At 72.2% G+C, this 26,142-nt stretch carries 21 protein-coding genes; 7 read left to right on the top strand and 14 right to left on the bottom strand.

Annotation, left to right across the window (positions count from 1 at the left end):
- Positions 1 to 18 precede the first annotated feature (18 nt).
- Genes FHS34_RS02700 through FHS34_RS02710 form a run of 3 tightly spaced genes read right to left on the bottom strand, consistent with a single transcriptional unit; the run spans position 19 to position 2,671 of the window.
- The gene (locus FHS34_RS02700) at positions 19 to 918 is read right to left on the bottom strand and encodes a metal ABC transporter permease (protein ID WP_184960123.1); all 900 of its coding nucleotides are present in this window, start codon (positions 916 to 918) and stop codon (positions 19 to 21) included.
- Positions 918 to 1,688, bottom strand: a complete 771-nt coding sequence (locus FHS34_RS02705) for a metal ABC transporter ATP-binding protein (protein ID WP_184960125.1) — start codon at positions 1,686 to 1,688, stop codon at positions 918 to 920. Before FHS34_RS02705 ends, FHS34_RS02700 begins: the two co-directional genes overlap by 1 nt.
- Before the next feature lie 17 nt (positions 1,689 to 1,705).
- Positions 1,706 to 2,671, bottom strand: a complete 966-nt coding sequence (locus FHS34_RS02710; RefSeq protein ID WP_184960127.1) for a metal ABC transporter substrate-binding protein — start codon at positions 2,669 to 2,671, stop codon at positions 1,706 to 1,708.
- 160 nt (positions 2,672 to 2,831) lie between these two features.
- On the opposite strand from FHS34_RS02710, the gene FHS34_RS02715 reads away from it, so the two are divergent.
- Positions 2,832 to 4,214 (top strand): glycine--tRNA ligase, encoded by a 1,383-nt coding sequence (locus FHS34_RS02715; RefSeq protein ID WP_184960129.1) that lies wholly within the window; start codon positions 2,832 to 2,834, stop codon positions 4,212 to 4,214.
- Positions 4,215 to 4,371: 157 nt separating this feature from the next.
- On the opposite strand, the gene FHS34_RS02720 is transcribed toward FHS34_RS02715, so the two are convergent.
- The 3 genes from FHS34_RS02720 to FHS34_RS02730 all read right to left on the bottom strand — a co-directional run bounded on the left by FHS34_RS02720 (position 4,372) and on the right by FHS34_RS02730 (position 6,510).
- Positions 4,372 to 4,713 carry a hypothetical protein gene (locus FHS34_RS02720; RefSeq protein ID WP_225817415.1) on the bottom strand — a complete coding sequence of 114 codons (342 nt, stop codon included), beginning with the start codon at positions 4,711 to 4,713 and terminating at the stop codon, positions 4,372 to 4,374.
- Positions 4,703 to 5,290: an RNA polymerase sigma factor gene (locus tag FHS34_RS02725; RefSeq protein WP_225817441.1), complete on the bottom strand. Its 588-nt coding sequence runs from the start codon at positions 5,288 to 5,290 to the stop codon at positions 4,703 to 4,705. Before FHS34_RS02725 ends, FHS34_RS02720 begins: the two co-directional genes overlap by 11 nt.
- Positions 5,291 to 5,457: 167 nt before the next feature.
- On the bottom strand, positions 5,458 to 6,510 hold the full coding sequence (locus tag FHS34_RS02730; protein ID WP_184960138.1) for a chitinase: 1,053 nt from the start codon (positions 6,508 to 6,510) through the stop codon (positions 5,458 to 5,460).
- 178 nt (positions 6,511 to 6,688) lie between these two features.
- On the opposite strand from FHS34_RS02730, the gene FHS34_RS02735 reads away from it, so the two are divergent.
- Positions 6,689 to 7,699 carry an aldo/keto reductase gene (locus FHS34_RS02735; RefSeq protein ID WP_184960140.1) on the top strand — a complete coding sequence of 337 codons (1,011 nt, stop codon included), beginning with the start codon at positions 6,689 to 6,691 and terminating at the stop codon, positions 7,697 to 7,699.
- Between the two features lie 25 nt (positions 7,700 to 7,724).
- Complete coding sequence (locus tag FHS34_RS02740; RefSeq protein ID WP_184960142.1) at positions 7,725 to 8,324, top strand: TetR/AcrR family transcriptional regulator; 600 nt, start codon at positions 7,725 to 7,727, stop codon at positions 8,322 to 8,324.
- Here the strand turns inward: FHS34_RS02740 and FHS34_RS02745 are convergent.
- The 4 genes from FHS34_RS02745 to FHS34_RS02760 all read right to left on the bottom strand — a co-directional run bounded on the left by FHS34_RS02745 (position 8,305) and on the right by FHS34_RS02760 (position 11,524).
- Positions 8,305 to 8,772, bottom strand: coding sequence for a hypothetical protein (locus FHS34_RS02745; RefSeq protein WP_184960144.1), 468 nt, complete (start codon positions 8,770 to 8,772; stop codon positions 8,305 to 8,307). The two genes, FHS34_RS02740 and FHS34_RS02745, sit on opposite strands and share 20 nt — an antisense overlap.
- 385 nt (positions 8,773 to 9,157) lie before the next feature.
- On the bottom strand, positions 9,158 to 9,382 hold the full coding sequence (locus tag FHS34_RS02750; RefSeq protein ID WP_184960146.1) for a hypothetical protein: 225 nt from the start codon (positions 9,380 to 9,382) through the stop codon (positions 9,158 to 9,160).
- Between the two features lie 107 nt (positions 9,383 to 9,489).
- Positions 9,490 to 10,917: an MFS transporter gene (locus FHS34_RS02755; protein ID WP_184960148.1), complete on the bottom strand. Its 1,428-nt coding sequence runs from the start codon at positions 10,915 to 10,917 to the stop codon at positions 9,490 to 9,492.
- A gap of 61 nt (positions 10,918 to 10,978) precedes the next feature.
- Positions 10,979 to 11,524, bottom strand: coding sequence for a hypothetical protein (locus tag FHS34_RS02760; protein WP_184960150.1), 546 nt, complete (start codon positions 11,522 to 11,524; stop codon positions 10,979 to 10,981).
- 208 nt (positions 11,525 to 11,732) lie between these two features.
- Between FHS34_RS02760 and FHS34_RS02765 the strand changes: the two genes are divergently transcribed.
- The gene (locus FHS34_RS02765; RefSeq protein ID WP_184960152.1) at positions 11,733 to 12,614 is read left to right on the top strand and encodes a helix-turn-helix transcriptional regulator; all 882 of its coding nucleotides are present in this window, start codon (positions 11,733 to 11,735) and stop codon (positions 12,612 to 12,614) included.
- A gap of 26 nt (positions 12,615 to 12,640) precedes the next feature.
- Here the strand turns inward: FHS34_RS02765 and FHS34_RS02770 are convergent, their stop codons facing one another.
- Positions 12,641 to 14,092: an MFS transporter gene (locus tag FHS34_RS02770; RefSeq protein WP_184960154.1), complete on the bottom strand. Its 1,452-nt coding sequence runs from the start codon at positions 14,090 to 14,092 to the stop codon at positions 12,641 to 12,643.
- Between the two features lie 209 nt (positions 14,093 to 14,301).
- Between FHS34_RS02770 and dusB the strand changes: the two genes are divergently transcribed.
- Positions 14,302 to 15,435, top strand: coding sequence for a tRNA dihydrouridine synthase DusB (dusB, locus tag FHS34_RS02775; protein WP_184961312.1), 1,134 nt, complete (start codon positions 14,302 to 14,304; stop codon positions 15,433 to 15,435).
- Positions 15,436 to 15,691: 256 nt separating this feature from the next.
- Here the strand turns inward: dusB and FHS34_RS02780 are convergent, their stop codons facing one another.
- From FHS34_RS02780 to FHS34_RS02790, 3 genes are all read right to left on the bottom strand, one after another.
- A complete protein-coding gene (locus FHS34_RS02780) occupies positions 15,692 to 17,260 on the bottom strand; it encodes a sulfatase-like hydrolase/transferase (protein WP_225817442.1) in 1,569 nt (522 codons plus the stop codon).
- A gap of 735 nt (positions 17,261 to 17,995) precedes the next feature.
- Positions 17,996 to 19,933 (bottom strand): amylo-alpha-1,6-glucosidase, encoded by a 1,938-nt coding sequence (locus FHS34_RS02785; protein ID WP_184960159.1) that lies wholly within the window; start codon positions 19,931 to 19,933, stop codon positions 17,996 to 17,998.
- Complete coding sequence (locus tag FHS34_RS02790) at positions 19,930 to 21,420, bottom strand: MGH1-like glycoside hydrolase domain-containing protein (RefSeq protein WP_184960161.1); 1,491 nt, start codon at positions 21,418 to 21,420, stop codon at positions 19,930 to 19,932. Before FHS34_RS02790 ends, FHS34_RS02785 begins: the two co-directional genes overlap by 4 nt.
- A gap of 120 nt (positions 21,421 to 21,540) precedes the next feature.
- Between FHS34_RS02790 and FHS34_RS02795 the strand changes: the two genes are divergently transcribed.
- Together FHS34_RS02795 and ppdK are read left to right on the top strand one after the other, a co-directional pair.
- Positions 21,541 to 22,761 (top strand): ROK family transcriptional regulator, encoded by a 1,221-nt coding sequence (locus FHS34_RS02795; RefSeq protein WP_184960163.1) that lies wholly within the window; start codon positions 21,541 to 21,543, stop codon positions 22,759 to 22,761.
- A gap of 471 nt (positions 22,762 to 23,232) precedes the next feature.
- Positions 23,233 to 25,953, top strand: coding sequence for a pyruvate, phosphate dikinase (gene ppdK / locus FHS34_RS02800; RefSeq protein WP_184960165.1), 2,721 nt, complete (start codon positions 23,233 to 23,235; stop codon positions 25,951 to 25,953).
- The last annotated feature ends 189 nt before the right edge of the window (positions 25,954 to 26,142 follow it).

Raw genomic sequence — 26,142 nt, forward strand, 5'->3', positions numbered from 1 at the left:
AGTCCGGGCAGTCCGCGGTCAGACGCCGGCTTCCTCCCCCGCCGCCCGCGCGGCCGGAATTGAGCACTCCGCCGGGTCTCCGGCGGGCTGGGCCGCGGCCGCCGCGCGGGCGCGCCGCCGGGCCAGCGGGGTGGCCAGCGCGGTCAGTGCCATGAACGTGGCGATGGTCAGCAGGACGATGGTCGCGCCGGGGGGCACGTCCTGGTAGAAGGACGTGACCGTGCCGCTGACGGTCACGGCCACGCCGATCGCCACGGCGATCACGAAGGTGACGGTGAAGCTGCGGGTGAGCTGCTGGGCCGCCGCCACGGGCACGACCATCAGCGCGGACACCAGCAGCAGGCCGACGACCCGCATGGCGACCGTCACGGTCACGGCCGCGGTGACCGCCGTCAGCAGGTTCAGCGCACGCACCGGCAGCCCGGTGACCCGCGCGAACTCCTCGTCCTGGCTGACCGCGAACAGCTGGCGGCGCAGCCCCAGCGTGACCAGCAGGACGAAGGCGGCCAGGACGCAGATCGCGGTCACGTCGGACGGGGACACCGTGGACAGCGAGCCGAAGAGGTACGAGACCAGGTTGGCGCTGGAGCCGCCCGCCACGTTGATCAGCATCACGCCGCCGGCCATACCGCCGTAGAACAGCATGGCCAGGGCGATGTCGCCGCGCGTCCTGCCGTACCAGCGGATCAGCTCCATCAGGACCGTGCCGAGGACGGAGACGGCCGTCGCCATCCACACGGGGGACGTGGACAGCAGGAAGCCGAGGCCGACGCCCGTCATGGCCACGTGCCCGATGCCGTCGCCCATCAGGGCCTGGCGGCGCTGGACCAGGTAGATGCCGACCGCGGGCGCGGTGATGCCGACCAGGACGGCCGCGAGGAGCGCCCGCTGCATGAATGCGTAGTTCAGGAGGTCCATCAGCTCAGCAGTCCCGTGCGGATCGGTTCGGCGCCCTCGGGGGCGTGCGGGTGTACGTGGTCGTGGCCGGGCAGCGCGTGCTGGCCGACCGCCTGCGGGGGCGGCCCGTCGTGCAGGACGCAGCCGTCGCGCAGGACGACCGCCCGGTCGATGAGGGGCTCCAGCGGGCCCAGTTCGTGCAGGACGAGCAGGACCGTCGTACCCACCTCGACCTGCTGCCGCAGCGTCCGCGCCAGCACCTCCTGGCTGGCCAGGTCGACGCCCGCCATCGGCTCGTCCATGATCAGCAGTTCGGGCTCGGCGACCAGCGCGCGGGCGATCAGTACCCGCTGGTGCTGGCCGCCGGAGAGGGCGGTCACCGAGTCCTTGGCGCGGTCGGCCAGGCCGACGAGCTCCAGGGCGTGGCGTACGGCTTCCCGGTCGGCCTTGCGGAAGACGCCGAAGCGGGTGCGCGACAGGCGGCCCGAGGAGACGATCTCGGCGACCGTCGCGGGGACACCGCCCGCGGCCGTCGTCCGCTGCGGTACGTAGCCCACGCGCGCCCAGTCCCGGAAGGACCGGCGCGGGGTGCCGAACAGCTCGACCGTGCCGCCGCTGGCCGGCACCTGGCCGATGATCGTGCGGATCGCCGTGGACTTGCCGGAGCCGTTGGCGCCCAGCAGCGCGACGACCTCGCCGCGGCCGACGGTCAGATCGATACCGCGCAGCACGGGTCGCGCGCCGAGTTCGGCGGTCACCCCGCGCAGGGCTACGACGGGTTCACTGGTCATCTTCTCTCCCGTGCCGGTCACTTGGCGCCCAGGGCCTGCTGGAGTGCCTTCAGGTTGGCCCGCTGGACGGCGAAATAGTCCTTGCCGCGGGACTGGTCCGTGATGCCCTCGAGCGGGTCGAGGACGTCGGTCCTCAGGCCCGCGTCGCCCGCGACGGTCTTGGCGGTCTTGTCGCTCACGAGGGTCTCGTAGAAGACGGTGGTGACGCCGTCCGCCCTGGCCATCTCCTCCAGGTCCCGGATCCGGGCGCCGCTCGGCTCGGCCTCGGGGTCGAGACCGGCGACGGCCTCCTCGGTCAGGCCGTAGCGCTCGGCGAGGTAGCCGAAGGCGGCGTGCGTGGTGATGAAGACCTTGCTCTTCGTGTCCGCGAGGCCGTTCGCGAACTCGGTGTTCAGCCCGTTCAGCTGCTTCACCAGGGCCGCGGTGTTCTTCTCGTAGTCGGCCGCGTGCTCGGGGTCGGCCTTCCCGAAGGCCTTGCCGACCCCCTCGGCGACCTGGGCGTAGCGCACCGGGTCGAGCCAGAGGTGCGGGTCCTTGCCCGTCTCCTCGTGCTCGCCGGCGTGGCTGTCGTCGTGCTCGGCCGCGTGGCCGCCGACCTCGGTGCCGTGCTCCTCCAGCGAGGTCAGGGAGGCCGCGTCGATCTTGACGTCGACCGGGGACTGGGCCACCGCGTCGTCGACGGAGGGCTGGAGGCCCTTCAGGTACAGGACCGCGTCGGACTCCTCCAGGGAGGCGATCTGCCGGGGGCTGATCTCCAGGTCGTGCGGTTCCTGGCCGGGGGAGGTGAGGGTGGTGACGTTCACGTGCTCCCCGCCTATCCGCTCGGCGAGGAAGGCCATCGGGTAGAACGAGGCGACGACGTCGAACTTGCTCGTGTTGGCGGCCACCGCCGTGCCGCCGGAGCAGGCGGAGAGGGTGCCGATGCCGAGCGCGGTGGCCGCGGCGACCGCGGCGGCGGGTATGAGGCGTCGTCGTACGTTCATGACAGTCATTTTCAACAAACATGGAAACCGTTGTCAACAACGCTCGTCAGACGGTCTGGGCAGGGGCCGATTTGGTCGTGGGGGAGCCTGCGCCGGTAACCTGAATCATTCGCTGGAAGCATCTCGCTTCAACGCCCGTCGTCGTAATGAAGAGAGCACCGTGGCCGCCGACAAGATCGACACCATCGTCAGCCTGAGCAAGCGCCGTGGCTTCGTTTTCCCGTGCAGTGAGATCTACGGCGGACAGCGTGCCGCCTGGGACTACGGACCCCTGGGTGTCGAGCTCAAGGAGAACATCAAGCGTCAGTGGTGGCGCTACATGGTGACGTCGCGCGAGGACGTCGTCGGTATCGACTCGTCCGTCATCCTGGCCTCGGAGGTCTGGGTCGCCTCCGGCCACGTCGCCACCTTCACGGACCCGCTGACCGAGTGCACCTCGTGTCACAAGCGGTTCCGTGCCGACCACCTTGAAGAGGCGTACGAGGAGAAGAAGGGTCACGCCCCGGCGAACGGCCTGGCGGACATCAACTGCCCGAACTGTGGCAACAAGGGCCAGTTCACCGAGCCCAAGCAGTTCTCGGGTCTCCTCTCCACCCACCTCGGCCCGACCCAGGACTCCGGTTCCGTCGCCTACCTGCGTCCCGAGACCGCCCAGGGCATCTTCACCAACTTCGCCCAGGTGCAGACCACCTCGCGCCGCAAGCCGCCGTTCGGCATCGCCCAGATGGGCAAGTCGTTCCGCAACGAGATCACGCCGGGCAACTTCATCTTCCGCACCCGCGAGTTCGAGCAGATGGAGATGGAGTTCTTCGTCAAGCCCGGCGAGGACGAGCAGTGGCAGGAATACTGGATGGAGCAGCGCTGGAACTGGTACCGGGGCCTGGGTCTCCGTGAGGAGAACATGCGCTGGTACGAGCACCCGAAGGAGAAGCTCTCCCACTACTCCAAGCGCACCGCCGACATCGAGTACCGCTTCCAGTTCGGCGGCTCGGAGTGGGGCGAGCTGGAGGGTGTCGCCAACCGCACCGACTACGACCTCGGCGCCCACGCCAAGGCCTCCGGCCAGGACCTCTCCTACTTCGACCAGGAGGCCGGCGAGCGCTGGACGCCGTACGTCATCGAGCCGGCGGCGGGTGTCGGCCGCACCATGCTGGCCTTCCTGCTCGACGCGTACGTCGAGGACGAGGCGCCGAACGCCAAGGGCAAGATGGAGAAGCGGACCGTGCTGCGGCTCGACCACCGTCTGGCCCCGGTGAAGGTGGCGGTGCTGCCGCTGTCCCGGAACCCGGAGCTGTCCCCGAAGGCGAAGGGGCTCGCGCAGGCGCTGCGGCAGAACTGGAACATCGAGTTCGACGACGCCGGTGCGATCGGGCGCCGCTACCGTCGTCAGGACGAGATCGGTACGCCGTTCTGTGTGACCGTCGACTTCGACACGCTCGAGGACAACGCCGTGACCGTGCGTGAGCGTGACTCGATGAAGCAGGAGCGGGTGTCTCTCGACCAGATCGAGGGCTACCTGGCCCAGCGCCTCGTCGGCTGCTGACGCCCGGCTCCGGCCGCCCTCCCCGGGGGCTCCGCCCCCGGCCCCCCACCCCGCCCACCCACCACCCGACTCGCTCGGCTGGTGGGTGGGCGTTTTGGCGCCGGCGCGCTGCCCTCGTCCCCCGTTCTGCGGGAGGGGGCGGCTCGTGGCGGGTGTTTCAGGGGCTGCGTACGGTCAGTTCGCAGTGGCCGTCCTTGCAGGAGCGCTGCAGGCGGCCCCTGGAGACGGTCTGCAGCAGTCCGATCGCCCAGCACATCGGGCAGCCGCGCAACGCGAGCAGGCCGGCCGGCAGGAGCAGCAGGCTGACCGGCCCGACGGCCGGCAGGCAGGCGAACGAGGCGATCAGCGCGCCGAATCCCAGCGCCCCGCGCACCAGGTGCCGGGGCAGCGAGGCGCTCGCGAAGTCGGGGCCCGCGGGTTTCGTGCCGGCCGTCGCTCGGGGGTCCGGGGTCTTCCTGGCGGCCGCTGTGTCGGGGGTCTCGGTCCTTCTAGCGGACATCGCCACCTCCGGGCGCCGCGTCGGACGTGGTGCGGAGCGTCTGGTGGACCGCCGCGCGGGCGCGGTGCAGGCGGGATTTCATCGCCGCCGTGCTGAGGCCCAGCGCATGGGCGACCGCCCGTCCGCTGTGGCCCTGCAGATCCCGCATGACCAGCACCCGGCGCTGGTCCGGTGGCAGGGCGGCGACCGCCGCCGCCACCCTGCCCGCCTCCAGTCGGCGCAGCACCTCGTCCTCGGCCGACTCCACGGCCGTCTCCACGGCGGTGTCCAGGGCGGTGTCCGGCAGCACCGCCCGGGCCCGCGCCGCCGTCCGCGCGCGCCGCAGGCACTCGTTGCGGACGATGCGGAACATCCACGACGCCAGCGCGCCGGAGGCCCGCAGCATCCCGATCTTCCGGTACAGGATGATCAGGGCCTCCTGTGCCGCGTCCTCGGCGTCCTCCGGTGTCGCGCACAGGGCGTGGGCGAAGCGCCGTACGTTCGGGTGGGAGCCCGACACCAGCGCGGCGATCGCGTCGACGTCACCGCGCTGCGCGGCGACGACCAGCCGGTCGCCGGGCCAGGCCGTTCCGCTCACGCTCACCTCGCCCTCCGCCTGATGGCGACCGCACAGGTGCAGAGCAGCACCAAGCCGACGGTGATACCGATACCAAGGATCACGAAAACCTCCTGTGCCCGTACCGACGGCCGCCGGTACGGGCATAAGAGGCGCGAGCCGCCCGGAAGGATTCACCGGGCGGTGCTTCAACGGCCCTGCAGCGCCTTCACATTGTCGCCGAAGGTCCAGTTCTTCGAGCCGTCCCAGTTGATCGACCAGGTCATCAGGCCCTTGAGCGAGCTGCCGTAGTGCCTCCAGGCCTGGGAGACGAGGGACGGGGACATGTGGCCGCCGCCCGCGCCGGGCTGGGCGGGCAGTCCCGGGACCTGCTTGTCGTACGGCACCCTGATGGTCGTTCCCTGGACCACGAGCCCCCTGTCGAGGCAGTCGGTCTGCGCGGTGAAGCCCTGGACCGTGCCGGCCGAGTAGGAGTCGCCGGAGCAGCCGTACATGCTGCCGTTGTAGTACTGCATGTTCAGCCACCACAGGCGGCCGTTGTCGGCGTACTTCTTGATGACCGGCAGGTACGCGCCCCAGATCGAGCCGTAGGTGACGCTGCCGCCGGTGACATAGGCCGTCTCGGGGGCCATCGTCAGGCCGAAGTTCGACGGCATCCGCGCGAGGATCCCGTCGATGATGCGGATCAGGTTGGCCTGGGACGTGGACGGCCGGCCGATGGACCCGCTGCCGACCAGGCCGGTCTCGATGTCGATGTCGATGCCGTCGAAGTTGTACTTCTGCAGGATCGGGACGATCGTCGCCACGAAGCGGTCGGCGACGGCGGAGGACGACAGGTCGATGCCGGCCGCGGCGCCGCCGATGGAGAGCAGGACCGTCTGCCCGGATGCCTTGGCCGCGCACATCTCGGCGGGTGTCGCCACCTTCACGCCGCTGTCCATGCCGTCCTCCCACAGCGCGGTGCCGTCGGAGCGGATCACCGGGAAGGCCGCGTTGATCACGTTGTAGCCGTGGGCGGGGATGCGCGAGTCGGTGACGGGGGTCCAGCCGAAGGGCGGGTGGACGCCGTTGGCGGAGCCGTCCCAGTTCTCCCAGTAGCCCTGGAGCACCTTGCCCGCGGGCCGTGACTTCACCGCGCAGGTGTCGGCGGCGGAGGCGGTGGGCGCGGCGGCGATCGCGAGCGGGGCGAGGACGGCGGTGGTGAGGGCAGCGGTGAGCAGGCGCAGGGTGCGGCGGAGCATCGGGCCTCCCGGTGGGGGATCGGTGAGGTGTCGTAGGCATGACAGATCGCGGTGCTCTCCGCACAGTGCTCTGGTCCAGACCTTCCGTCAATAGGTCTGGACCAGTTCTGAAGCGGGGGTGGCAAGGATGGAATGACAGATATTGAAATCTGTCAGCTGTCATGTCAGGCTAGGGGGCATGACGATGCGAACCCGAACCCTCGGAACCACCGGCCCCCAGGTCTCCGCCCTCGGCCTCGGCTGCATGGGCATGTCCGCGCTGTACGGCGACGCCGACCGCGCGGAGTCCGTCGCGACGATCCACGCCGCCCTGGACGCGGGCGTGACCCTGCTCGACACCGGCGACTTCTACGCCATGGGCCACAACGAGATGCTCATCGGCGAGGCTCTGCGCACCGCGCCCGCCGCCCTGCGCGAAAAGGCCCTGACCAGCGTCAAGTTCGGCGCTCTGCGCGACCCGGACGGCAACTGGAGCGGCTACGACGGCCGTCCCGCCGCCGTGCGGAACTTCGCCGCCTACTCCCTGCAGCGCCTCGGCGTCGACCACATCGACGTCTACCGGATCGCGCGCCTCGACCCGGAGGTCCCGATCGAGGAGACCGTCGGCGCGATCTCCGAACTGGTCGAGAAGGGGTACGTCCGGCACATCGGCCTGAGCGAGGTCGGCGCCGACACCATCCGGCGGGCCGCCGCCACCGCTCCCATCGCCGACCTCCAGATCGAGTACTCGCTGATCTCCCGGAGCATCGAGCGGGAGATCCTGCCGGCCACCCGTGAGCTGGGCATCGGCATCACCGCGTACGGCGTGCTCTCCCGCGGCCTCATCTCCGGTCACTTCTCCCGTGACCGGCAACTGGCCCCGACCGACTTCCGCGCCCACTCGCCCCGCTTCCAGGGCGACAACCTCCAGCACAACCTGAACCTGGTCGAGGCCCTGCGCGAGATCGCCGGGAGGAAGGGCGTCACGGTCGCCCAGACCGCCATCGCCTGGGTGGTCTCCCGCGGCGAGGACATCGTGCCGCTCGTCGGCGCCCGCACCCGCGAGCGGCTGGGCGAGTCGCTGGGCGCGCTGGAGGTCACGCTGGACGAGGCCGACCTGACGGCGATCGAGGAGGCCGTCCCGGCGGACGCGGCGGCGGGCGACCGTTACCCGACGGTGCAGATGGCGCACCTCGACAGCGAGCGCTGATCGCCGTGCCGGGTACGGTCTAGGCATGCCACCGACCAGCGAGACCCTGACCGCCGAGCGGATCCTCGAAGCCACCGAGGAGGTGCTGCGCCGCCACGGCCCGGCCAAGGCCACCGTGGTCGACGTGGCCCGCGCGCTCGGCGTCAGCCACGGCAGTGTCTACCGGCACTTCCGCACCAAGGCGGCGCTGCGCGAGGCGGTCACCAAGCGCTGGCTGGACCGGACCTCGGAGCGGCTCGCCGGGATCGTCGACGCCGAGGACCGGGACCCCGAGCGGCGGCTGCGCGACTGGCTCGCCGCCCTCTTCGCCGCCAAGCGGCACAAGGCGGGTGACGACCCTGAGCTGTTCGCGACCTACACCGTGCTCACCGACGAGCTCGGGGGTGTGGTCCACGAGCACATAGCCGAACTGACCGGCCAGCTCACCCGGATCGTCATGGCGGGGGCCGGGTCGGGCGACTTCTCCGTGCCCGACCCGGCCGCCGCGGCCCGGGCCGTCTTCCAGGCCACCTGCCGCTTCCACGACCCCTGTCACGCCCGGGAGTGGACCGCCCCGGGGATCGACGAGGAGTTCACGGCCGTCGTGGACCTGCTGGTGCGGGGGCTCAGTTCACCTTCACGGTGACGGTGGGCGAGAAGACCTTCCCTTCCTTGGTCACGCTCGCGACCCGCAGGTGCTCGTCGCCCTTGGTGTTCAGCTTGGCCGCGAGGGCGTAGGAGTTGCCGGTCTTGACCTTGGCGGTCGCCTTCAGGGCCGTCCACTTGCCGTTCTTCTCGTGCTGGAGCACCAGCGGGCTGCCGACCTTCAGGCCCTTGGTGCGCCCGGTGAACGTCACCATGTCGCCGGCCTTCACCGAGGACTTGCCTGCGGTGACGGTGATCGAGGTCTTGCCGGTGGGGCTCGGGCTCGCGGTGCCCGTGGGGCTCTTGTCGCCCGTGGGGCTGGCGCTGCCGTTGTCCGTGGGGCTCGGACTGGCGGCGAAGGCTCCGGCCGTCCCGCCGGAGAGCAGTGCCGCGCAGAGGATGCCGGAGCCGAGCACGCGGCCGTATCGATGGCGGAGTACGGAGGTCATGTTTCGTCTCCCGTCGCTCGATGAACCTTTCCCAGGCTGGCCCGGGTCCGGCCGGGCGGCCACTCGGGACGAGCCGGAACACCGTGCGGACGCCATCGAAACCGCAGGTCGGCGGGGGTGCCGAGGGATCTGCCCGGCACTCGGCGAGCACGGTCCGGCGCCCGGCCACGAGCGTGCCCCGGTGTCTGGCCGCGAGCGTGCCCCGGTGTTCTGGCCGCGCGCGCGGTCCGGTGCCTGGCCGGCACCACGGTCCGGCGCCCGGCCGTGACCACGGTCCGGCGCCCGCGTGATCAGGTTCCCGGCGCCGGCGCACGATGCCGCGGGCCCGGGGCCGGCGCACGGTGTCGGCCGGACGGCTCCCGTCGCCGGCGTGAGCCGTCGGCGCTCAGCGCGAAGGCTGCCGGGGTGCCGTCGGGTCGACCGTCGCCTGGTGGGACTCGGCCAGATGCTCCTCCGCCTTCAGCCACGGCAGGAACTGCGCGCCGCGCCGCCAGCCGCAGGTCTCGCAGCGGATGGTGCGCTGTACGCCGGTCCGCACCACGTGGACCACGTGCTCCCGGCCGTGCCCGTCCCAGCGGCTGACCCTGCTCGTGCTGCTGCCCCTCGTCATCGCGCCCTCCCTCCCCGCGCCGGACCTCCCGGCCGCAAGGAAGTGTGCGGCAGGAGCGGCACCGGCGGGGCCCGGTCGGCACGGGCGGCCCGGGCCGGGCCCCCGGCTCAGCCGACCGCCCTGGGCAGCCGCAGGCTCAGCAGGCCGGTCAGCACGATCCCGCCCAGCTGCACCAGCAGCGTGCCGACCAGCGCGTCCCGCATGCCCAGGTGCGGTACGAGGGTCAGGAACAGGGTGCCCAGCGTGGCGACGCCCAGGGCCAGCGCCGACTGCTGTGTGGTGACCATCACACCGCTTCCGACACCGGCGCGGGCGGGCGGCACCTCCGACATCACGATCCGCATCACGTTGGGCAGTTGCAGCGCCTGGCCGGCACCGGCCACGGCCGCGCCCGGCAGCAGCGGACCGAAGCCCAGGTGCGGCCAGTCGCGCCAGGCGGCCAGCACGATCAGCAGCACGCCCACGCCCTGCAGCACGGATCCCGCGGTGACCACCCGGGTCCCGAAGCGGGCGATCAGCCGCGGTCCGGCGAGCGAGACGAACAGGAACGCCAGCGCCATCGGCGCGAGCGCGAGCCCGGCCCGCACCGGGCCGAGCCGGGCGCCCTGCTGCAGTGCCAGCGCGATCACGAACATGAATCCGCTGAATCCGATGGAGAACGGCACGATGAGTTCGAGACCGTGCCGCATGGACGGCACCCGGAACAGGCTCGGCGGCACCAGCGGGGTCCGCCCCGCCCGGTCCGCCCGCCGCTCCACCGTCCAGAACCCGGCCACGGCGAACGGGAACGCGGCCAGCGACAGCCAGGTCCACAGCGGCCAGCCGGCCGCCCGGCCCTCGGTGAGCGGCGCGAGCAGCGTCAGCAGGGACACCGCGAGCAGGACCGTGCCGGGCACGTCGACGGGCTCCGGGTGCTGTGACCGGGTCTCCGGTACGAACCGCACGGCGAGCACCAGCCCCAGCGCGACCACCGGCACGTTGACGAGGAAGATGGCCCGCCACCCGGTCCCGGCGACGTCGGCGGCGACCAGCACCCCGCCGAGGATCTGGCCGGCCACCATGGACAGCCCGGCCGTGGCGCCGTACAGGCTCATGGCCTTCGCCCGGCGCGTGCCGCTCGTGGAGGCCTGGATGGTGGCGAGGACCTGCGGCAGCATCGCGGCGGCCGAGGCGCCCTGCGCGACCCGGGCCGCGACCAGGCTCCCGGCGCCGGGCGCGAGCCCGCAGGCCAGCGAGGTAAGTCCGAAGGCGGCCATCCCGGCGAGGAACATCCGCCGGCGGCCGTACAGGTCGCCGAGCCGCCCGCCGAGCACGAGCAGTACGGCGTACGCGACTCCGTACCCGGCGACCACCAGCTCCAGCACGGCCTCGCCGGCGGCGAGATCGGTGCCGATGGCCGGCAGGGCCACGTTGACGATGAAGAAGTCGACCAGCGGCAGGGCCGCGGCGAGCAGGACGGTGAACAGCCCGGGCCCGCCGAGCGCGGGCGGCGCGGCCGTCGTCCGGACGGCGGGGACGGTGACGGTTTCACTCATGTCCCCGAGCCTGCGTCACTTCTCAGCCTGGTACCAGAGTGTTCTGATCCTGGTAGAAGAACTACCCGGCAACAGGGTCGGTCACCATGGTGGTGGCCGGCAGCCCCTCGCCGGGGTCCACGGTGTCCCGGGCCAGCAGCCAGTTCCCGTCCGTGCCCCGGGTGAACGTCATGGTGTGGGGCAGGGCCAGCTCCTCGGGCCAGGGGACGCCGGGCCGGGACAGGCGGGTGTACTCGGTGACCCGGAGGGTGGCGGTGTCCGGGCCGACATCGGCGCCGGTGATCTCGGCCTCGGCCCGCGCCCCGGTGTATCCGCCGCCGTCCGCCGCGTACCGCCCGCCCTTCGCGCGCAGGGCGGTGAGGTCGGCGCGGGCCCGGCCGGCCAGCTCGGGGGTGATGTGCAGCAGGGCCAGCGACTCTTCGAGGGCGGGCGGGGAGGTGGTGAGCATCGCGGCGCGCTGCTGCAGATAGGCCTCGGCGATCCGGGGCAGTGCCGGCGGAACGGCCTGGGCGGAGGCCGCCGGCCGCGTCGCCGGCGCGTCACCGGCACCGAGCGCCACCGCCACGCCGACGACGGCCGCGGCGAGAACCGGGCGGGCAGCACGCATGGGGACCCCCTGCTCGACGGGCGGGCCGGGAGCTCCGGCCCGCATCAGGAGAGCGTTCCTGCCCGCCGCCACGTTCCCCTCCGGCCGTATCTCGCCCCGGAACGTCCGATTCCTTCCCCTCCCGTCCCCTCAGCCTGGTTATCTGCCGCTCTCGTCCTGGTACCGGAAACACCTGGCACCAGCCTGGCCGGCACGGCACCCTGGGCGTATGACGACCACGGCCCAGGAGACCCCGCCGCAGCCGGCCCGGGGTGCGGAGATCCGCCGGCACGAGCTGGCCGCGTTCCTGCGCAGCCGGCGCGAGCGCATCACACCGGAGCAGGTGGGCCTGCCGCGCGGCGCCCGCCGCCGTACGCCCGGACTGCGTAGGGAGGAGGTCGCCCAGCTCTCCGCGGTCGGCGTCACCTGGTACACCTGGCTCGAACAGGCCCGCGACATCCAGGTCTCCGTACAGGTCCTGGACGCCCTGGCGCGCGCCCTGCGGCTGGACGGCAGCGAGCGTGCCCACCTGTTCCAGCTGGCCGGCGTGACCGATCCGAGCCCGGCCGCCAGCTGCCCGAGCATCACGCCCGCCCTGCGCGAGATGCTGACCCGGCTGGAGCCGATCCCGGCCTGCATCCAGAACAGCCGGTACGACATCCTCGCCTACAACCGCACCTACGGCCGCCTCCTGTGCGACCTGGACGCGGTCCCGCCCGAGGACCGGAACTGCATGCTCCTCATCCACACCGACAAGGACTGGCAGGCGGCCGTCGTCCACCTGGACGAGGCCCGGCGCCTGATGGCCGCCCGGCTGCGCGCCTCCCTGGCCGGTCACCTCGGCGAGCCGGCCTGGAAGATGCTCCTCGGGCGGCTGGAGGAGATCCCGGAGTTCCGCGAGAACTGGGAGCGGTACGAGGTGGTCGGCACCCGCTCCAAGACGAAGGAGTTCCTCAACCGGTACGTCGGCCACCTCACCCTGGAGCACACCGACCTGTGGCTGGGCCCCCAGCTGGGCGCCCGGATGGTGACGTACACCCCGAAGAACGAGGAGACGCGGGAGCGGCTGGAGCGGCTGCACCGGATCGCGTCCGGGGCGCCGGAACGCTGATCAGCGGCCGTCCGCCCGGTGGGGCCCTACACCCGCTCGGAGGCGCCGACGGCCGGGCGGGTCCGCGTCGGCTCCAGCGTCCGGACCGCCCGTTCGGCGGTGCGGCGCGCCCAGCGGCCGCTGGTCAGCAGGCCCAGGACCAGGACGGCCAGACCGCAGCCGGTGAGAATCCACCAGCCGGGGCGGGCCGCCGGGACGAACATCTGCCGGTAGGGGTGCGAGCCGATGCCGGAGGCCAGGACGGCGCCGACCACCGCGACGCCGAGCGTCTGGCCCAGCTGCCGGCTGGTGGAGGCGACGGCCGCGGCGACGCCGGCCTGGGCCCGCGGCATGCCCGACACCGCCGTGTTGGTGATGGGCGCGTTCACGAAGCCGAAGCCGATGCCGAACAGGACGTAGCCGACGAGGAGGGTGGCGTTCGCCGTCTCCGCCTCGAACGCGGCGAACAGCACGCCGCTCGCGGTCATCGCCGTACCGGCGATCAGCAGGGGGAGGCGGGGGCCGCGGCTGCCGACCAGACGGCCGGACAACGGGGCGCACAGGAACGTGGGCGCGGCCATCGGCAGCATCCACAGCCCCGCGTGCAGGGCGTCGAGGCCGCGCACGTTCTGCAGGTACAGGGTGGACAGGAACAGGAAGCCGCCCAGGGCCGCGAACGCGCCGACCGCGATCACCGTGGCTCCGCTGAACGGGGCCGAGCGGAAGAAGCGCAGGTCGATGAGGGGTTCCGCGCGCCGGGGCTCGTACCACCGCAGTGCCAGCAGGGCGGCCATGGCGACCGCGGCGAACGGCACCACCGGGCCGGCGCCCGACGCGGGTGCCTCGATGATCGCGTACGTCAGCGAGCCGAACAGGACGATCACCAGCAGCTGGCCGACCGGGTCGGGGCGGCGGGCCCTGGGCGCGCGGGACTCGGGGACGAAGCGAAGGGTGAGCAGGAGGGCGGCGAGGCCGACCGGGAGGTTGACCCAGAAGATCGAGCGCCAGCTCACCGACTGCACCAGCAACCCGCCGACCAGCGGACCGGCCGCCATGGAGATGCCGACCACCGCACCCCACACGCCGATCGCGCGGGCGCGCTCCCGGGCGTCGGTGAAGGTGTTGGTGATGATCGACATGGCGACCGGGTTGAGCATCGAGCCGCCCACCGCCTGGATCATGCGGAACACGATCAGCAGTTCCAGGCTGGGGGCGAGGGAGCACAGCAGGGAGCCGACGGTGAAGATCACCAGGCCCGCCATGAACACACGCTTCCGGCCGATCCGGTCGGCCGTGGAGCCCGCGAGCATCAGCAGCGAGGCCAGGACGAGCGTGTAGGCGTCGATCGTCCACTGCAGGCCGGAGGTGGTGGCGTGCAGGTCACGCTGCATGGACGGCAGCGCCACGTTCAGGGCGGTGTTGTCGAGGCTCACGATCAGCAGGCTCATGCAGCAGATCCCGAGTACGAGCACGCGCCGGCGATGGCTCAACTCTGGCATGCGTCCCATCGTACGCCGATTTCGATAGTGCGGCTAACTAATGAGTGTTACACGATCTTTGAGGGAGAAGGGGGAGAGGGGGAGAAGGGGGAGAGCGGGGAGCGGCTGGAGCGGCCGGCGGAACTGCCGGACGAGCCGCCGGCCGGGTGAGGGACAATGGGTGCTTGCCTCCTGTTCCTGTGCCGTCCACCCGCCCCGGAGTCCTGACGATGACCCACCCGCTCTCCATCGGCCCGCACGCCGTGACACCGCCCGTCGTGCTTGCACCCATGGCGGGCATCACCAACGCGCCCTTCCGTACCCTGTGCAGGGAGTTCAGCGGTGGCAAGGGCCTGTTCGTCAGCGAGATGATCACGACCCGGGCGCTGGTCGAGCGCAACGAGAAGACCATGCAGCTGATCAGGTTCGACGCGAGCGAGCGGCCGCGGTCGATCCAGCTGTACGGCGTCGACCCGGCGACCGTCGGCAAGGCCGTCCGCATGATCGCGGAAGAGGACCTCGCCGACCACATCGACCTGAACTTCGGCTGCCCGGTCCCCAAGGTGACGCGCAAGGGCGGCGGGTCCGCGCTGCCGTACAAGCGGAACCTGCTGCGGGCGATCCTGCGCGAGGCCGTCTCCGGGGCCGGGGACCTGCCGGTGACCATGAAGATGCGCAAGGGCATCGACGACGATCACATCACCTACCTCGACGCCGGCCGCATCGCCGTGGAGGAGGGTGTCACGGCGATCGCGCTGCACGGCCGCACCGCCGCCCAGCACTACGGCGGCACCGCCGACTGGGACGCCATCGCCCGGCTGAAGGAGCACGTGCCGGAGATCCCCGTGCTCGGCAACGGCGACATCTGGTCCGCCGAGGACGCGCTGCGGATGGTGCGCGAGACCGGCTGCGACGGGGTCGTCGTGGGCCGCGGCTGTCTTGGGCGGCCGTGGCTGTTCTCCGATCTGGTCGCGGCGTTCGAGGGGCGGCTCGACGCCGTGGCCCGGCCGGCGCTGCGGGAGGTGGCCGACGTCATGGTCCGGCACGCCACCCTGCTCGGGGAGTGGATCGGTGACGAGTCCAAGGGCGTCGTCGACTTCCGCAAGCACGTCGCCTGGTATCTGAAGGGTTTCGCGGTCGGCTCCGAGATGCGCAAGCGGCTCGCGATCACGTCGTCCCTGGAGGAGCTGCGGGCCGGGCTGGACGAGCTGGACCTGGACCAGGCGTGGCCGGTCGGGGCGGAGGGGCCGCGTGGGCGTACGTCCGGCAACAACCGGGTGGTGCTGCCGGACGGGTGGCTGAAGGATCCGTACGACTGTGCGGGTGTGAGCGAGGATGCGGAGCTGGACACGTCGGGGGGGTGAGCCGGGTCCGGCGCCCGCCCGCCCGGCTCGGTGGGCCGGGCGGGCGCCGGCGCGGGGCTTCGCCCCGGACCCCGGGTTTGCCCACCCGCCCGCCCGGCTCGGTCGGCCGGGAGCGGTGCCGTCGCGGGGCTCTGCCCCGGACCCCGGTCTCGCCCAGCCGCCCGCCCGGCTCGGTCGGCCGGGTGGGTGCCGGCGCGGGGCTTCGCCCCGGACCCCGGGTTGTCCGAGGGGTCGTTTCCTTCGCCTGATCCGTGGGTCAGTTTCGCTTGGGGTGGGGGGTTGAGCCGTAGGCCGTCAGGAAGCGGTCGCGGAAGGCGCTCATCTTCCATACCGGGGCGTCATGGGCGGGGCGCAGGCCGTCCGTCCAGCCCCAGTCGGTGATCTTGTCCAGCACCTTGGGGTCCTTGGCGACGACCGCCACCGGCACGTCACGGCTCGCGTGGTTGCCGCTGACCCGGGCGATCGGCTGGTGGTCGCCGAGGAAGACCAGCACGGTGTCGTCGGTGCCGTAGCGCTCCAGCCACTCGGTCAGCGCGGTCACCGAGTACTGGATCGACTTGCCGTACTCCTCACGGGACCTGGTGGTGTCGGCGATGACGTCGGCCGGGTCGTTGCCCGCCTCCTCGATGCCCTTGAAGCCCGAGCCGTCGCCCAGCTGGTCCCAGCCCACCATCCTCGGGATGGGCGCCCACGGCTGGTGGCTGGAGGTCAGGATGAGCAGCGACATCCGTGACTTGCCGTCGGCCGGCCGCTTGCTGTGCACCCGCTCCTGGTACTGCTGGAGCGCGTACTGGTCCGGCATCGTCGACCAGCTGAACTTGGGTCCCCGGTAGCCGAGCTGGAAGGCGTTGTAGACCTTGTCGAGGCCGTACCACTTCTGCTCCGGCCACCCCTTCTGCACGCCCGGCATGACACCGACCGTGTCGAACGCGCCGGTCCTCTTGAACGCGTCCGTCAGGCTCATGTGGTCGCTCGCCATGACGGTGCGGTAGCGCTGCTGGTTGCTGACCCACAGGCCGGACATGGTGGTGGAGTGGCCGAGCCAGCTGCTGCCGCCGTAGGTCGCCGAGGTCAGCCAGCCGCTCTTGGCGTGGAAACCGGCCTTGGCCAGGGCCTTGGTGCGCGCGTCCAGGGTGCTGTCCACGCCCGGCGCCATGATCGGGTCCTCGATCGCGCTGCGGCCGTAGCTCTCGATGAAGGTGAAGATCATGTCCTTGCCGCGCAGACCGGGGACGAGCTGGTCGCCCGGGGTGTTCCCGAAGGCGTCGACCCGGGCCACCTTCCGGAACTCCGCCTCGTCCCGCAGGGTCTGCTGGATCCGGTGGGCCTGGCTCTGGACCGCGGTCGCGGTGCGGTCGGAGGCGAGGGGCGCGCCCGCCACCTGCAGGCCCAGGGAGGAGCAGGTGATCCAGACGACCCCGGCGATCAGGGTGCCCCGGGTCGCGGTGCCGGGGTGCCGGGCGAGGACGTTGCCCAGCCGGACCACGGACAGCGCCAGCAGCACGAAGAGCAGCAGGACCAGGACGACCAGTCCGGCCACGGCGGCCAGCGTGGTGGTGCGGCCGAGGGAGTCCTCCAGATACGACTCCGCGTCGCCGAACAGGCTCCAGTCGAGGATGACGTCGAACCTGCGCCCGAGATACTGGCCGAAGCCCATGTCGAGCGCGTTCAGCACCGTCATGGCCGCGAGCAGGACGCCGGACAGCGCCGCCACCGCCGTCCGTGGCCGGCGCGGCAGCGCGAGCAGCACGGCGGCCCCGACGACGGCCTCCGCCGGTATCCGCACGAACGCGGCGGGCTCCAGCCGGGCGACGGAGTCGGGCATCACGAGCGCGGCGACGACGAGCGCGGCGGCGAGCACGGTGAGGGTGACGGACAGGACGCGCGCGGCGTCCGGGTGCCGCTCCCGCCACCGCCGGCTCCACGCGGACGACCGCGCCCAGGGGCGCGGGAAGGAGCGGGCTCGGGACAGGAGGGCGGGGGTCTTACCGGGCGCGGAGGCGGCGCCGGTGGCGGCCCCCTTCCGCGCGGGCGCGGTGTCCTCCTCCGGTTCGGCCGTGGACGCGGAGGCGGTGTCCTCCTCCGGTTCAGCCGCGGACGCGGTGGCCTCGTCCGGTTCGGGGGCGGACGCGGTGGCGGGGGTGTCCCCCTCGGGCACGGTGGCGGGGGTGTCCCCCTCGGGCACGGTGGCGGGGGTGTCCCCCTCGGGCACGGTGGCGGTGGTGTCCCCCTCAGGCACGGTGGCGGTCGTGTCCCCGTCAGGCACGGAGGCGGTGGTGGCCTCCGCGGTGGCGGGTGCGGTGGCCTCCTCCGGTGTGGGTGCGGTGTCCTCCTCCGATTCCTCTGCTGCCGGCTGGCGTGTGCTCGTGTCCTGAGACAACCCGGAGTCCTTCCCTGTGCAGCCCGTCGACCGTCCTCCCGTACGGTGTCACCCTCGCCGCTGTTCAGGGCCGGGAGCAAAGACCGGGCAAACGCCCGGCCGACACGGGCCACGGCGCCGGGGACGCCTTGAAAGGCCGCCCCGGAAGGCCGTCCCGGAAGCTGTCCCGGAGACGCGCCCTCAGACGCCCCCCAGGGCCGTCAGCAGGGCGAGGGGGGCCGCTGCCGAGCGGGCCTCCCGGCCGCACGCGTGCGGATACGGCACCGGCTCACCGTGGGTGTCCCGCCCGTACCCGGCCAGCACCTCCGGCAGCCGGTGCCCCGTCACCGACGCCGCGTCGACCAGCGCGTTCGCCACCGTCCGGGCCTCGTCGTGCAGCCCGTACCGGGCCAGCCCCAGCGTGATCAGAGCGTTGTCGTGCGGCCAGACGGAGCCCCGGTGGTAGGACAGCGGGTGGTATGCCGGCTGGCCGGAGGCCACCGTGCGGACCCCCCAGCCGGAGAAGAAGTCCGGCTCCAGCAGCCGTCGGCCCACCACCTCGCCGTACTCCTTGTCCAGCAGCCCCGACCACAGCAGATGCCCGGCGTCGGAGGCCAGCGCGTCGATCTGGCGGCCCCGCCCGTCCAGCGCCAGCGCCGGGAAGGACCGCTCCCGCATCCAGAAGTCCCGCTGGAAACGGTCCCGGAGGTCGGCCGCGGCCTGCTCCAGCAGCGCGGCGTACGTCTCGTCGGCCCACACCGCGCGCGCCGTCCCGGCCGTACGGCGCAGCGCGTCGTACGCGTAGCCCTGGGCGCCCGCCGCCATCACCGCGCCGGTGGGCCGGGTGCCGTCGGCGCAGCAGATCGCGCCGGGGGAGTCCTTCCAGTTCTGGTTGGCGAGGCCGCCCTCGTCGGCGCGGTAGACGAGATAGCCGCGCGAGGTCAGGCCGCCGTGGTCGAGCATCCAGCCGACGGCGGCGCGGGCGTGCGGCTCCAGTCGCCGGGCCAGTTCCGTGTCCCCGGTCTGTTCGACGTACGCGCCGAGCAGGATCAGGAACAGGGGAGTGGCGTCGACCGAGCCGTAGTAGCGGCGGAACGGCACCTGGCCGAAGTGGGCCAGCTCCCCGTGCCGGACCTCGTGCACGATCTTGCCGGGCTGGGCGACCGGGGACGGGCCGGCGCCCGTCGCCTGGGTGGCGGCCAGCGCGAGGAGGGTCGCGGCGGCCGGCCGGGGGCGGTACGGCAGGGCGAAGAGGGAGGTGAGGAGCGCGTCACGGCCGAGCAGGGTGAGGAACCAGGGGGCGCCGGCGGCCGGGACGCGCAGCTCCTCGCCGTCCGGTCCGGTGGCCGGGACCTGGAGCGCCGCCAGGTCGGCGAGGCCCCGGGCGCAGGCCGCGGCCAGCTCCGGCCGGCCCGCCGGGAAGGCCACGCCCTCGGTGAACTCGTCTTCCCGTGCGCGGAGTTGACGGTGCACGGCGGCGGGGTCGCGGGGCACGCGCAAGGCGCGTTTCTCACCGTGCGGACGGGCGATCACCCGCAGCAGCAGCTCCGTCGTGCCGTGCGGCGCGAGGTCGAGGGTCCATACCAACCGGCGGGCTCCGGTGCCCGTCTCCTCCACGGCGTCGGGGGCCGGCTCGGCCGTGACCGTCGTGCGGGACCGCCACTCGGCGCGCCGGTAGGTGAACTCGATCCCGTCGTCCAGGACTTCGCGGGAGCGTACGGCGCCGGCCTTCACGTAGGTGCGGTGGTCGGAGCGGAGCTCGAACTGGTCGGTGAAGTCGGCGTCGACGGTGAGTGCCAGCCGGACGGTGGTGGGGACCGGGCGGTTGCTGGTCACCCGCACGGACTCCACGAACGAGTTTTCCCCGACGGCCTGTTCACGGAAGAGGGTGTGGCCCGGTGGTTCCTGCCGGCCGCCGCGCGGGACCAGTACGCAGCGGGGCGTCTCCCCGTCCTTCACCGGGGTGAGGACGTCGGGCACCGCGCCGTCGACGGTGAGCTGCCAGCGGCTGAGGTGCCGGGCGTCCCGGACGAATAACCCGTCCGGAGGGCCGCCGCCGCGCACCCCGCTGATGTCGCCGCGGTCGCCGACGGCGGCGAAGGTGGCGCCGTGCACAAGCAGATGATGCCGGTCCGTCATCCCCGGTCCCCTCCTTTGTCACTCCTGTCGAACGTGCCGGTGTCCGCGGCGGACACGTCGTTTTGTGGGCCCTTGTCCAGCTTTTGACGCTCATGTGGTGCGGACGGCCGGTGACACAGGTCGAGCGCGAGCGCCGCCGTCCAGCTGAAGCCGGTGGCGCCGCAGGGCTCGCCGGTGAACGGATCGACGTACTCGGCGAAGCCGGTGGCACCGGCCAGGCGCAGGACCGCCGCGCGCAGGGCTTCGGCCGCCGCCGTCTCGCCGTGCGCGCGCAGCCCGCGCTCCACCAGCCAGCCGGTGTTGAACCAGGCCGGGCCGCGCCAGTACCGGTGCGGGTCGAAGGCCTCCCCGAGGAGGTCGTAGCTCGGCACCAGCCGGGTGCGGTCGCCGAGCGAGAAGTGCGGCCCGTGGAGGGTGCGGACGAGGGCGGCGGCGATGTCGCGGGGCAGTCCGGGCAGCAGCAGCGGGACCAGCCCGGAGACGGAGCGCTCGGGGACGAGCGCGTCGCCGCGCAGGTCCCGGCACAGGAACATGCCGGCCTCCGCGTCCCACAGCCGGGCCACCAGCACCCGGGTCAGCCGCTCGGCGCGAGCCCGGCGGGCGGAGCCGGCCGCGCCCAGCTCCTCGGCGATCCGGGCGAGGGCGTGTTCGGAGGCGATGAGCAGGGCGTTGAACGCCGGGTCCTCCACGGCGAACTCCCCGCCCCCGCCCCCGTGCCGCCCGCCCGGCCCGTCCCGGTATCCGCCGTCCCGGTAGTCGGCGGCCAGCCGGACGTACCGTCCGTAGTCCAGGTCCGTCGGCCGGTCCCCGGGCGCTCCGTGGTCGAGGTCGGCGCGGTGGAAGGAGCGGGCCGCGGCCGGGGCGATCCGGGCCAGCGGGGCGTCCCAGCAGGGACTGTTGTCCATGCCCTGCTCCCACGGGTGGACGACGCCGGCCAGGCCGGCGCCGCCCAGGTCCCGCCGGTGCAGCAGATACCGGTGCCAGGCGGCCAGCCGCGGGTACATCCGGGCCAGGAAGCCGCGGCTGCGGGACAGCGCGGGGTCGGCGCGGTGCACCAGCCAGGCGGCCAGCGCGTGCACCGGTGGCTGCACGATGCCGGAGGTCTGTACGGTGCGCGGGGCGCCCGCGGTGCGCCCGGCGGTGGAGGAGCGCCAGAAGTCGGGGCTCGGGAAGTACGCGTCGAGCGGTACGGAGGGGTTGAAGACGATGTGCGGGACGCGTCCGTCGGCCCACTGGGCCGTGAACAGCGTCTCCAGCTCCGTCTGGGCCCGCAGCGGCGAGACGTGCCGCAGTCCGATGGCGATGAAGGCGGAGTCCCAGGACCACTGGTGCGGATACAGGCTCCGGGAGGGGACCGTCGAGCCGCCCGTCCAGTTCGCCTCCAGCACCCGGGCCGCTCCGGCGCGCAGAGACGCCGTCGCGGCCGGTGGATCGTATGCGATCCCGGACGTCGTGGGGCGGGCGGTGAGCTGGGCGGTTCGATCCACTCGGGACTCCCCGAAGACGTTCGGCCGACCGGGTTCGGCGGCGGCCACCGTAGGGTTACGTCTATTTAACACGCAAAACTCACTATGTAATGCAGGCTTGAGGAACACAAGGGGGTGCGCATGACCGGGCGTCCGGGGAGGACCGGCAGGAGCGGAAGCCAGGCGGGCGCCGGCGATCTGCTCGAACTCGTCCGCAACGGACGGGCGGTGACGCGTGGTGCGCTCCAGCAGGCGACCGGGCTGTCCCGGGCCACCGTGGGCCAGCGCCTGGACCGGCTGTTCCGGGCGGGCTGGCTGCGCGAGGGCGCCGGCGGGCCCGTCGGCTCGCCGCTCGGCGGACGTCCCTCCATCACCCTGGAGTTCGACGACTCCCACGCGGTGGTCCTCGCCGCCGACCTGGACACCCGGCACGCCCGCGCGGCCGTCCTCTCCCTGACCGGCGACATCCTTGCCGAACACGCCGGCACGCTGGTGGTCGAGGACGGCCCGGAGGCCGTGCTGGGCGAGCTGGGCCGCTGGTTCGCCGAGCTGCTGGCCAAGGCCGGGCACGGGGCGCGGGAGGTGTGCGGGATCGGGGTCGCGGTGCCGGGTCCGGTGGACAGCGAGACCGGCCGGGTGATCCACCCGCCGATCATGCCCGGCTGGGACGGCTACGACATCAGGGGCCGCCTGTCCCGCGCCTTCACCGAGCACACCGGCGCCCCCGCGGTGCCGGTCCTGGTCGACAACGACGCCAACCTCATGGCCTACGGCGAACAGCGCACCGGACACCCCGACTGCACGGCCTTCGTGCTGGTCAAGGTCTCCACCGGGATCGGCGCCGGGGTGGTCGTGAACGGCTCGCTCTACCGGGGCGTCGACGGCGGTGCGGGTGACCTCGGGCACATCCGGGTCGGCGCCGACGCGCTGTGCCGGTGCGGCTCGTACGGCTGTCTCGCGGCGGTCGCGAGCGGCGGTGCCGTGGCCCGGCGGCTGGCCGCGTCCGGGGTGCAGGCCGCCTCCGGCTCGGACGTGCGGGACCTGCTGGCCGCCGGGCACCCGGAGGCCGCGGCGCTGGCCCGGGAAGCAGGGCGCCGGGTCGGGGACGTGCTGGCCACGGTGGTGACCCTGCTCAACCCGGGCGTACTGATGATCGCCGGCGATCTGGCCGGGACGCCCTTCCTGACCGGCGTGCGCGAGCTGCTCTACCAGCGGGCGCTGCCCCGTTCCACCGCCCACCTGGACGTCGTCACCTCCCGGCTCGGGGAGCGGGCCGGGCTGATCGGCGCCGGGGCGCTGGTGGTGGAGCACCTGTACGCGCCGGAGCGGGTGGAGGAGCGGCTCGCCGCGATGGGGGTCTGACGCGGACGGCCCCGGTGCGGACCGGCTGCCGACATGGGCGGTTCCCGGTGCGGACCGGTTGCCGACGCGGACGGTTCACGTCCGGATCGCCGTCCGCATGGTGAAATCGGACCCGCTGTGGCAGCGTGATTCTCGCCACCCTTGATAAGGGTAGCGCTCAGATGAGCGGATCATGGGCGACTGCACTTCTCCAAGGGGTGGCACTCGGTGCCACCCCTTGATCGTTCATCGATCGAAATCAGGCGTGCCGAGGGTCGCTCATGTGAGCGTAAAACTGCACCAGTGGGCACTCTTGCGTTCAAGAAGTGAAAACATCAGGCCGACTTGGCTTGCCAAGCTTTGACTTTCGATCCGCTGGCGGACGAGTGGTTACAGGCGCATGACGCGCAAGTGGACGTACCCAGGGACCTTCGATCTGGGTATGTTCCTGGCCGTCAGGGCAGCCACCGTGGCCTCAAGGAGTCGAGACCCGTGTCGGAAAACAAAGAACCCCACGTAGCGAAGTTCGTTTACGACTTCACCGAGGGCAACAAGGACCTCAAGGATCTTCTCGGCGGCAAGGGTGCCAATCTCGCCGAGATGACCAACCTCGGTCTTCCGGTCCCTCCCGGCTTCACCATCACCACGGAGGCCTGCAAGGTCTACCTTGACAGCGGTGAGGAGCCCGCGGCACTGCGTGACGAGGTCAGTGCGCACCTCGACGCCCTCGAGACGAAGATGGGCAAGAAGCTCGGCCAGGCCGACGACCCGCTGCTCGTCTCCGTCCGCTCCGGCGCCAAGTTCTCCATGCCCGGCATGATGGACACCGTCCTGAACATCGGCCTCTCCGACAAGTCGGTGCAGGGCCTGGCCAAGCAGGCCGGCGACGACCGGTTCGCCTGGGACTCCTACCGCCGCCTCATCCAGATGTTCGGCAAGACCGTCCTCGGCGTCGACGGCGAGCTGTTCGAGGAGGCCCTCGACGCGGCCAAGGCGGCCAAGAAGGTCACCGTGGACACGGACCTCGAGGCGGCCGACCTGAAGAAGCTGGTCACCAAGTTCAAGAAGATCGTGAAGGCCGAGGCCGGCCGGGACTTCCCGCAGGACCCGCGCGAGCAGATGGACCTCGCCATCAAGGCCGTCTTCGACTCCTGGAACGGCGACCGCGCCAAGCTGTACCGCCGCCAGGAGCGCATCCCGCACGACCTGGGCACGGCCGTCAACGTCTGCTCGATGGTCTTCGGCAACCTGGGCCCCGACTCCGGCACCGGCGTCGCGTTCACCCGCGACCCCGCCTCCGGCCACCAGGGCGTCTACGGCGACTACCTGCAGAACGCGCAGGGCGAGGACGTGGTCGCGGGCATCCGCAACACGGTCCCGCTCGCGGAGCTGGAGCAGATCGACAAGAAGTCGTACGACCAGCTGATGCAGATCATGGAGACGCTGGAGAACCACTACAAGGATCTCTGCGACATCGAGTTCACCATCGAGCGCGGCCAGCTGTGGATGCTCCAGACCCGCGTCGGCAAGCGCACCGCCGGTGCCGCCTTCCGCATCGCCACGCAGCTGGTCGACCAGGGCCTGATCGACGAGACGGAGGCGCTCCAGCGCGTCACCGGCGCCCAGCTGGCCCAGCTGATGTTCCCGCGCTTCGACGAGGAGGCCAAGACCGAGCAGGTCGGCCGGGGCATCGCGGCCTCGCCGGGTGCGGCGGTCGGCAAGGCGGTCTTCGACTCGTACACCGCGGTGAAGTGGTCCCGCTCCGGCGAGAAGGTCATCCTCGTCCGCCGGGAGACCAACCCCGACGACCTGGACGGCATGATCGCGGCCGAGGGCATCCTGACCTCCCGCGGCGGCAAGACCTCCCACGCGGCCGTCGTCGCCCGCGGCATGGGCAAGACCTGTGTCTGCGGCGCCGAGGAGCTGGAGGTCGACACCAAGCGCCGCCGGATGACGGTGCCCGGCGGTCACGTCGTCGAAGAGGGCGACCTGATCTCCATCGACGGCTCGTCCGGCAAGGTGTACCTCGGCGAGGTCCCGGTCGTCCCCTCTCCCGTGGTGGAGTACTTCGAGGGCCGGATGCACCCGGGCGCCGACGACGCGGACGAGCTGGTCGAGGCGGTCCACCGCATGATGGCCTTCGCCGACCGCAAGCGCCGGCTGCGGGTGCGCGCCAACGCGGACAACGCCGAGGACGCGCTGCGCGCCCGCCGCTTCGGCGCCCAGGGCATCGGTCTGTGCCGCACCGAGCACATGTTCCTCGGTGAGCGCCGCGAGATGGTCGAGAGGCTGATCCTCGCCGACACCGAGGAGGTCCGCGAGGCCGCCCTGCGGGAGCTGCTGCCCCTGCAGAAGAAGGACTTCGTCGAGCTGTTCGAGGCGATGGACGGTCTGCCCGTGACCATCCGCCTCCTCGACCCGCCGCTGCACGAGTTCCTGCCCGACATCACCGAGCTGTCGGTCCGGGTGGCCCTGGCGGAGTCCCGTCAGGAGCCGCACGAGAACGACCTGCGTCTGCTGCAGGCCGTGCACCGCCTGCACGAGCAGAACCCGATGCTGGGTCTGCGCGGCGTGCGCCTGGGCCTGGTCATCCCCGGCCTGTTCACCATGCAGGTCCGTGCGATCGCCGAGGCGGCCGCGGAGCGCAAGACGGCCAAGGGCGACCCGCGCGCCGAGATCATGATCCCGCTCGTCGGCACGGTCCAGGAGCTGGAGATCGTCCGCGAGGAGGCGGACCAGGTCATCGCCGAGGTCGAGGCGGCGACCGGTACGCGGCTGAAGCTGGCGATCGGCACGATGATCGAGCTGCCGCGGGCCGCGCTGACGGCGGGCCAGATCGCGGAGGCCGCGGAGTTCTTCTCCTTCGGCACGAACGACCTGACCCAGACGGTGTGGGGCTTCAGCCGCGACGACGTCGAGGCCTCCTTCTTCACCGCCTACCTGGAGAAGGGCATCTTCGGAGTGTCGCCCTTCGAGACGATCGACAAGGACGGCGTCGGCTCCCTGGTGAAGGCGGCGGCGGAAGCCGGCCGTCGCACCCGTCCCGACCTCAAGCTGGGCGTCTGCGGCGAGCACGGCGGTGACCCGGAGTCGGTCCACTTCTTCCACGAGGCGGGTCTGGACTACGTCTCCTGCTCCCCGTTCCGCATCCCGGTCGCCCGCCTGGAGGCCGGCCGCGCGGCGACCCAGTCGGCGGGCAGCGACCACCGCTAGGGCCTGCGGGCCGGCAGAACCCCGGAGCCGCCGTCGGTCCCCGACCCTCACCGATCGGCGGCGGCCCCGGCGCACGAAAGAGAAGGGGCGGCATCCCTGTGCGGGGGATGCCGCCCCTTCGGCCGTCAGCCGCGGACCCTTCGCCCGCATCGGGCCCGCGCTCAGGGCCGAGCGTGGGGAAACCACACC

Source organism: Streptomyces echinatus (assembly GCF_014203595.1).
Classification (GTDB): Bacteria; Actinomycetota; Actinomycetes; order Streptomycetales; family Streptomycetaceae; genus Streptomyces; species Streptomyces echinatus.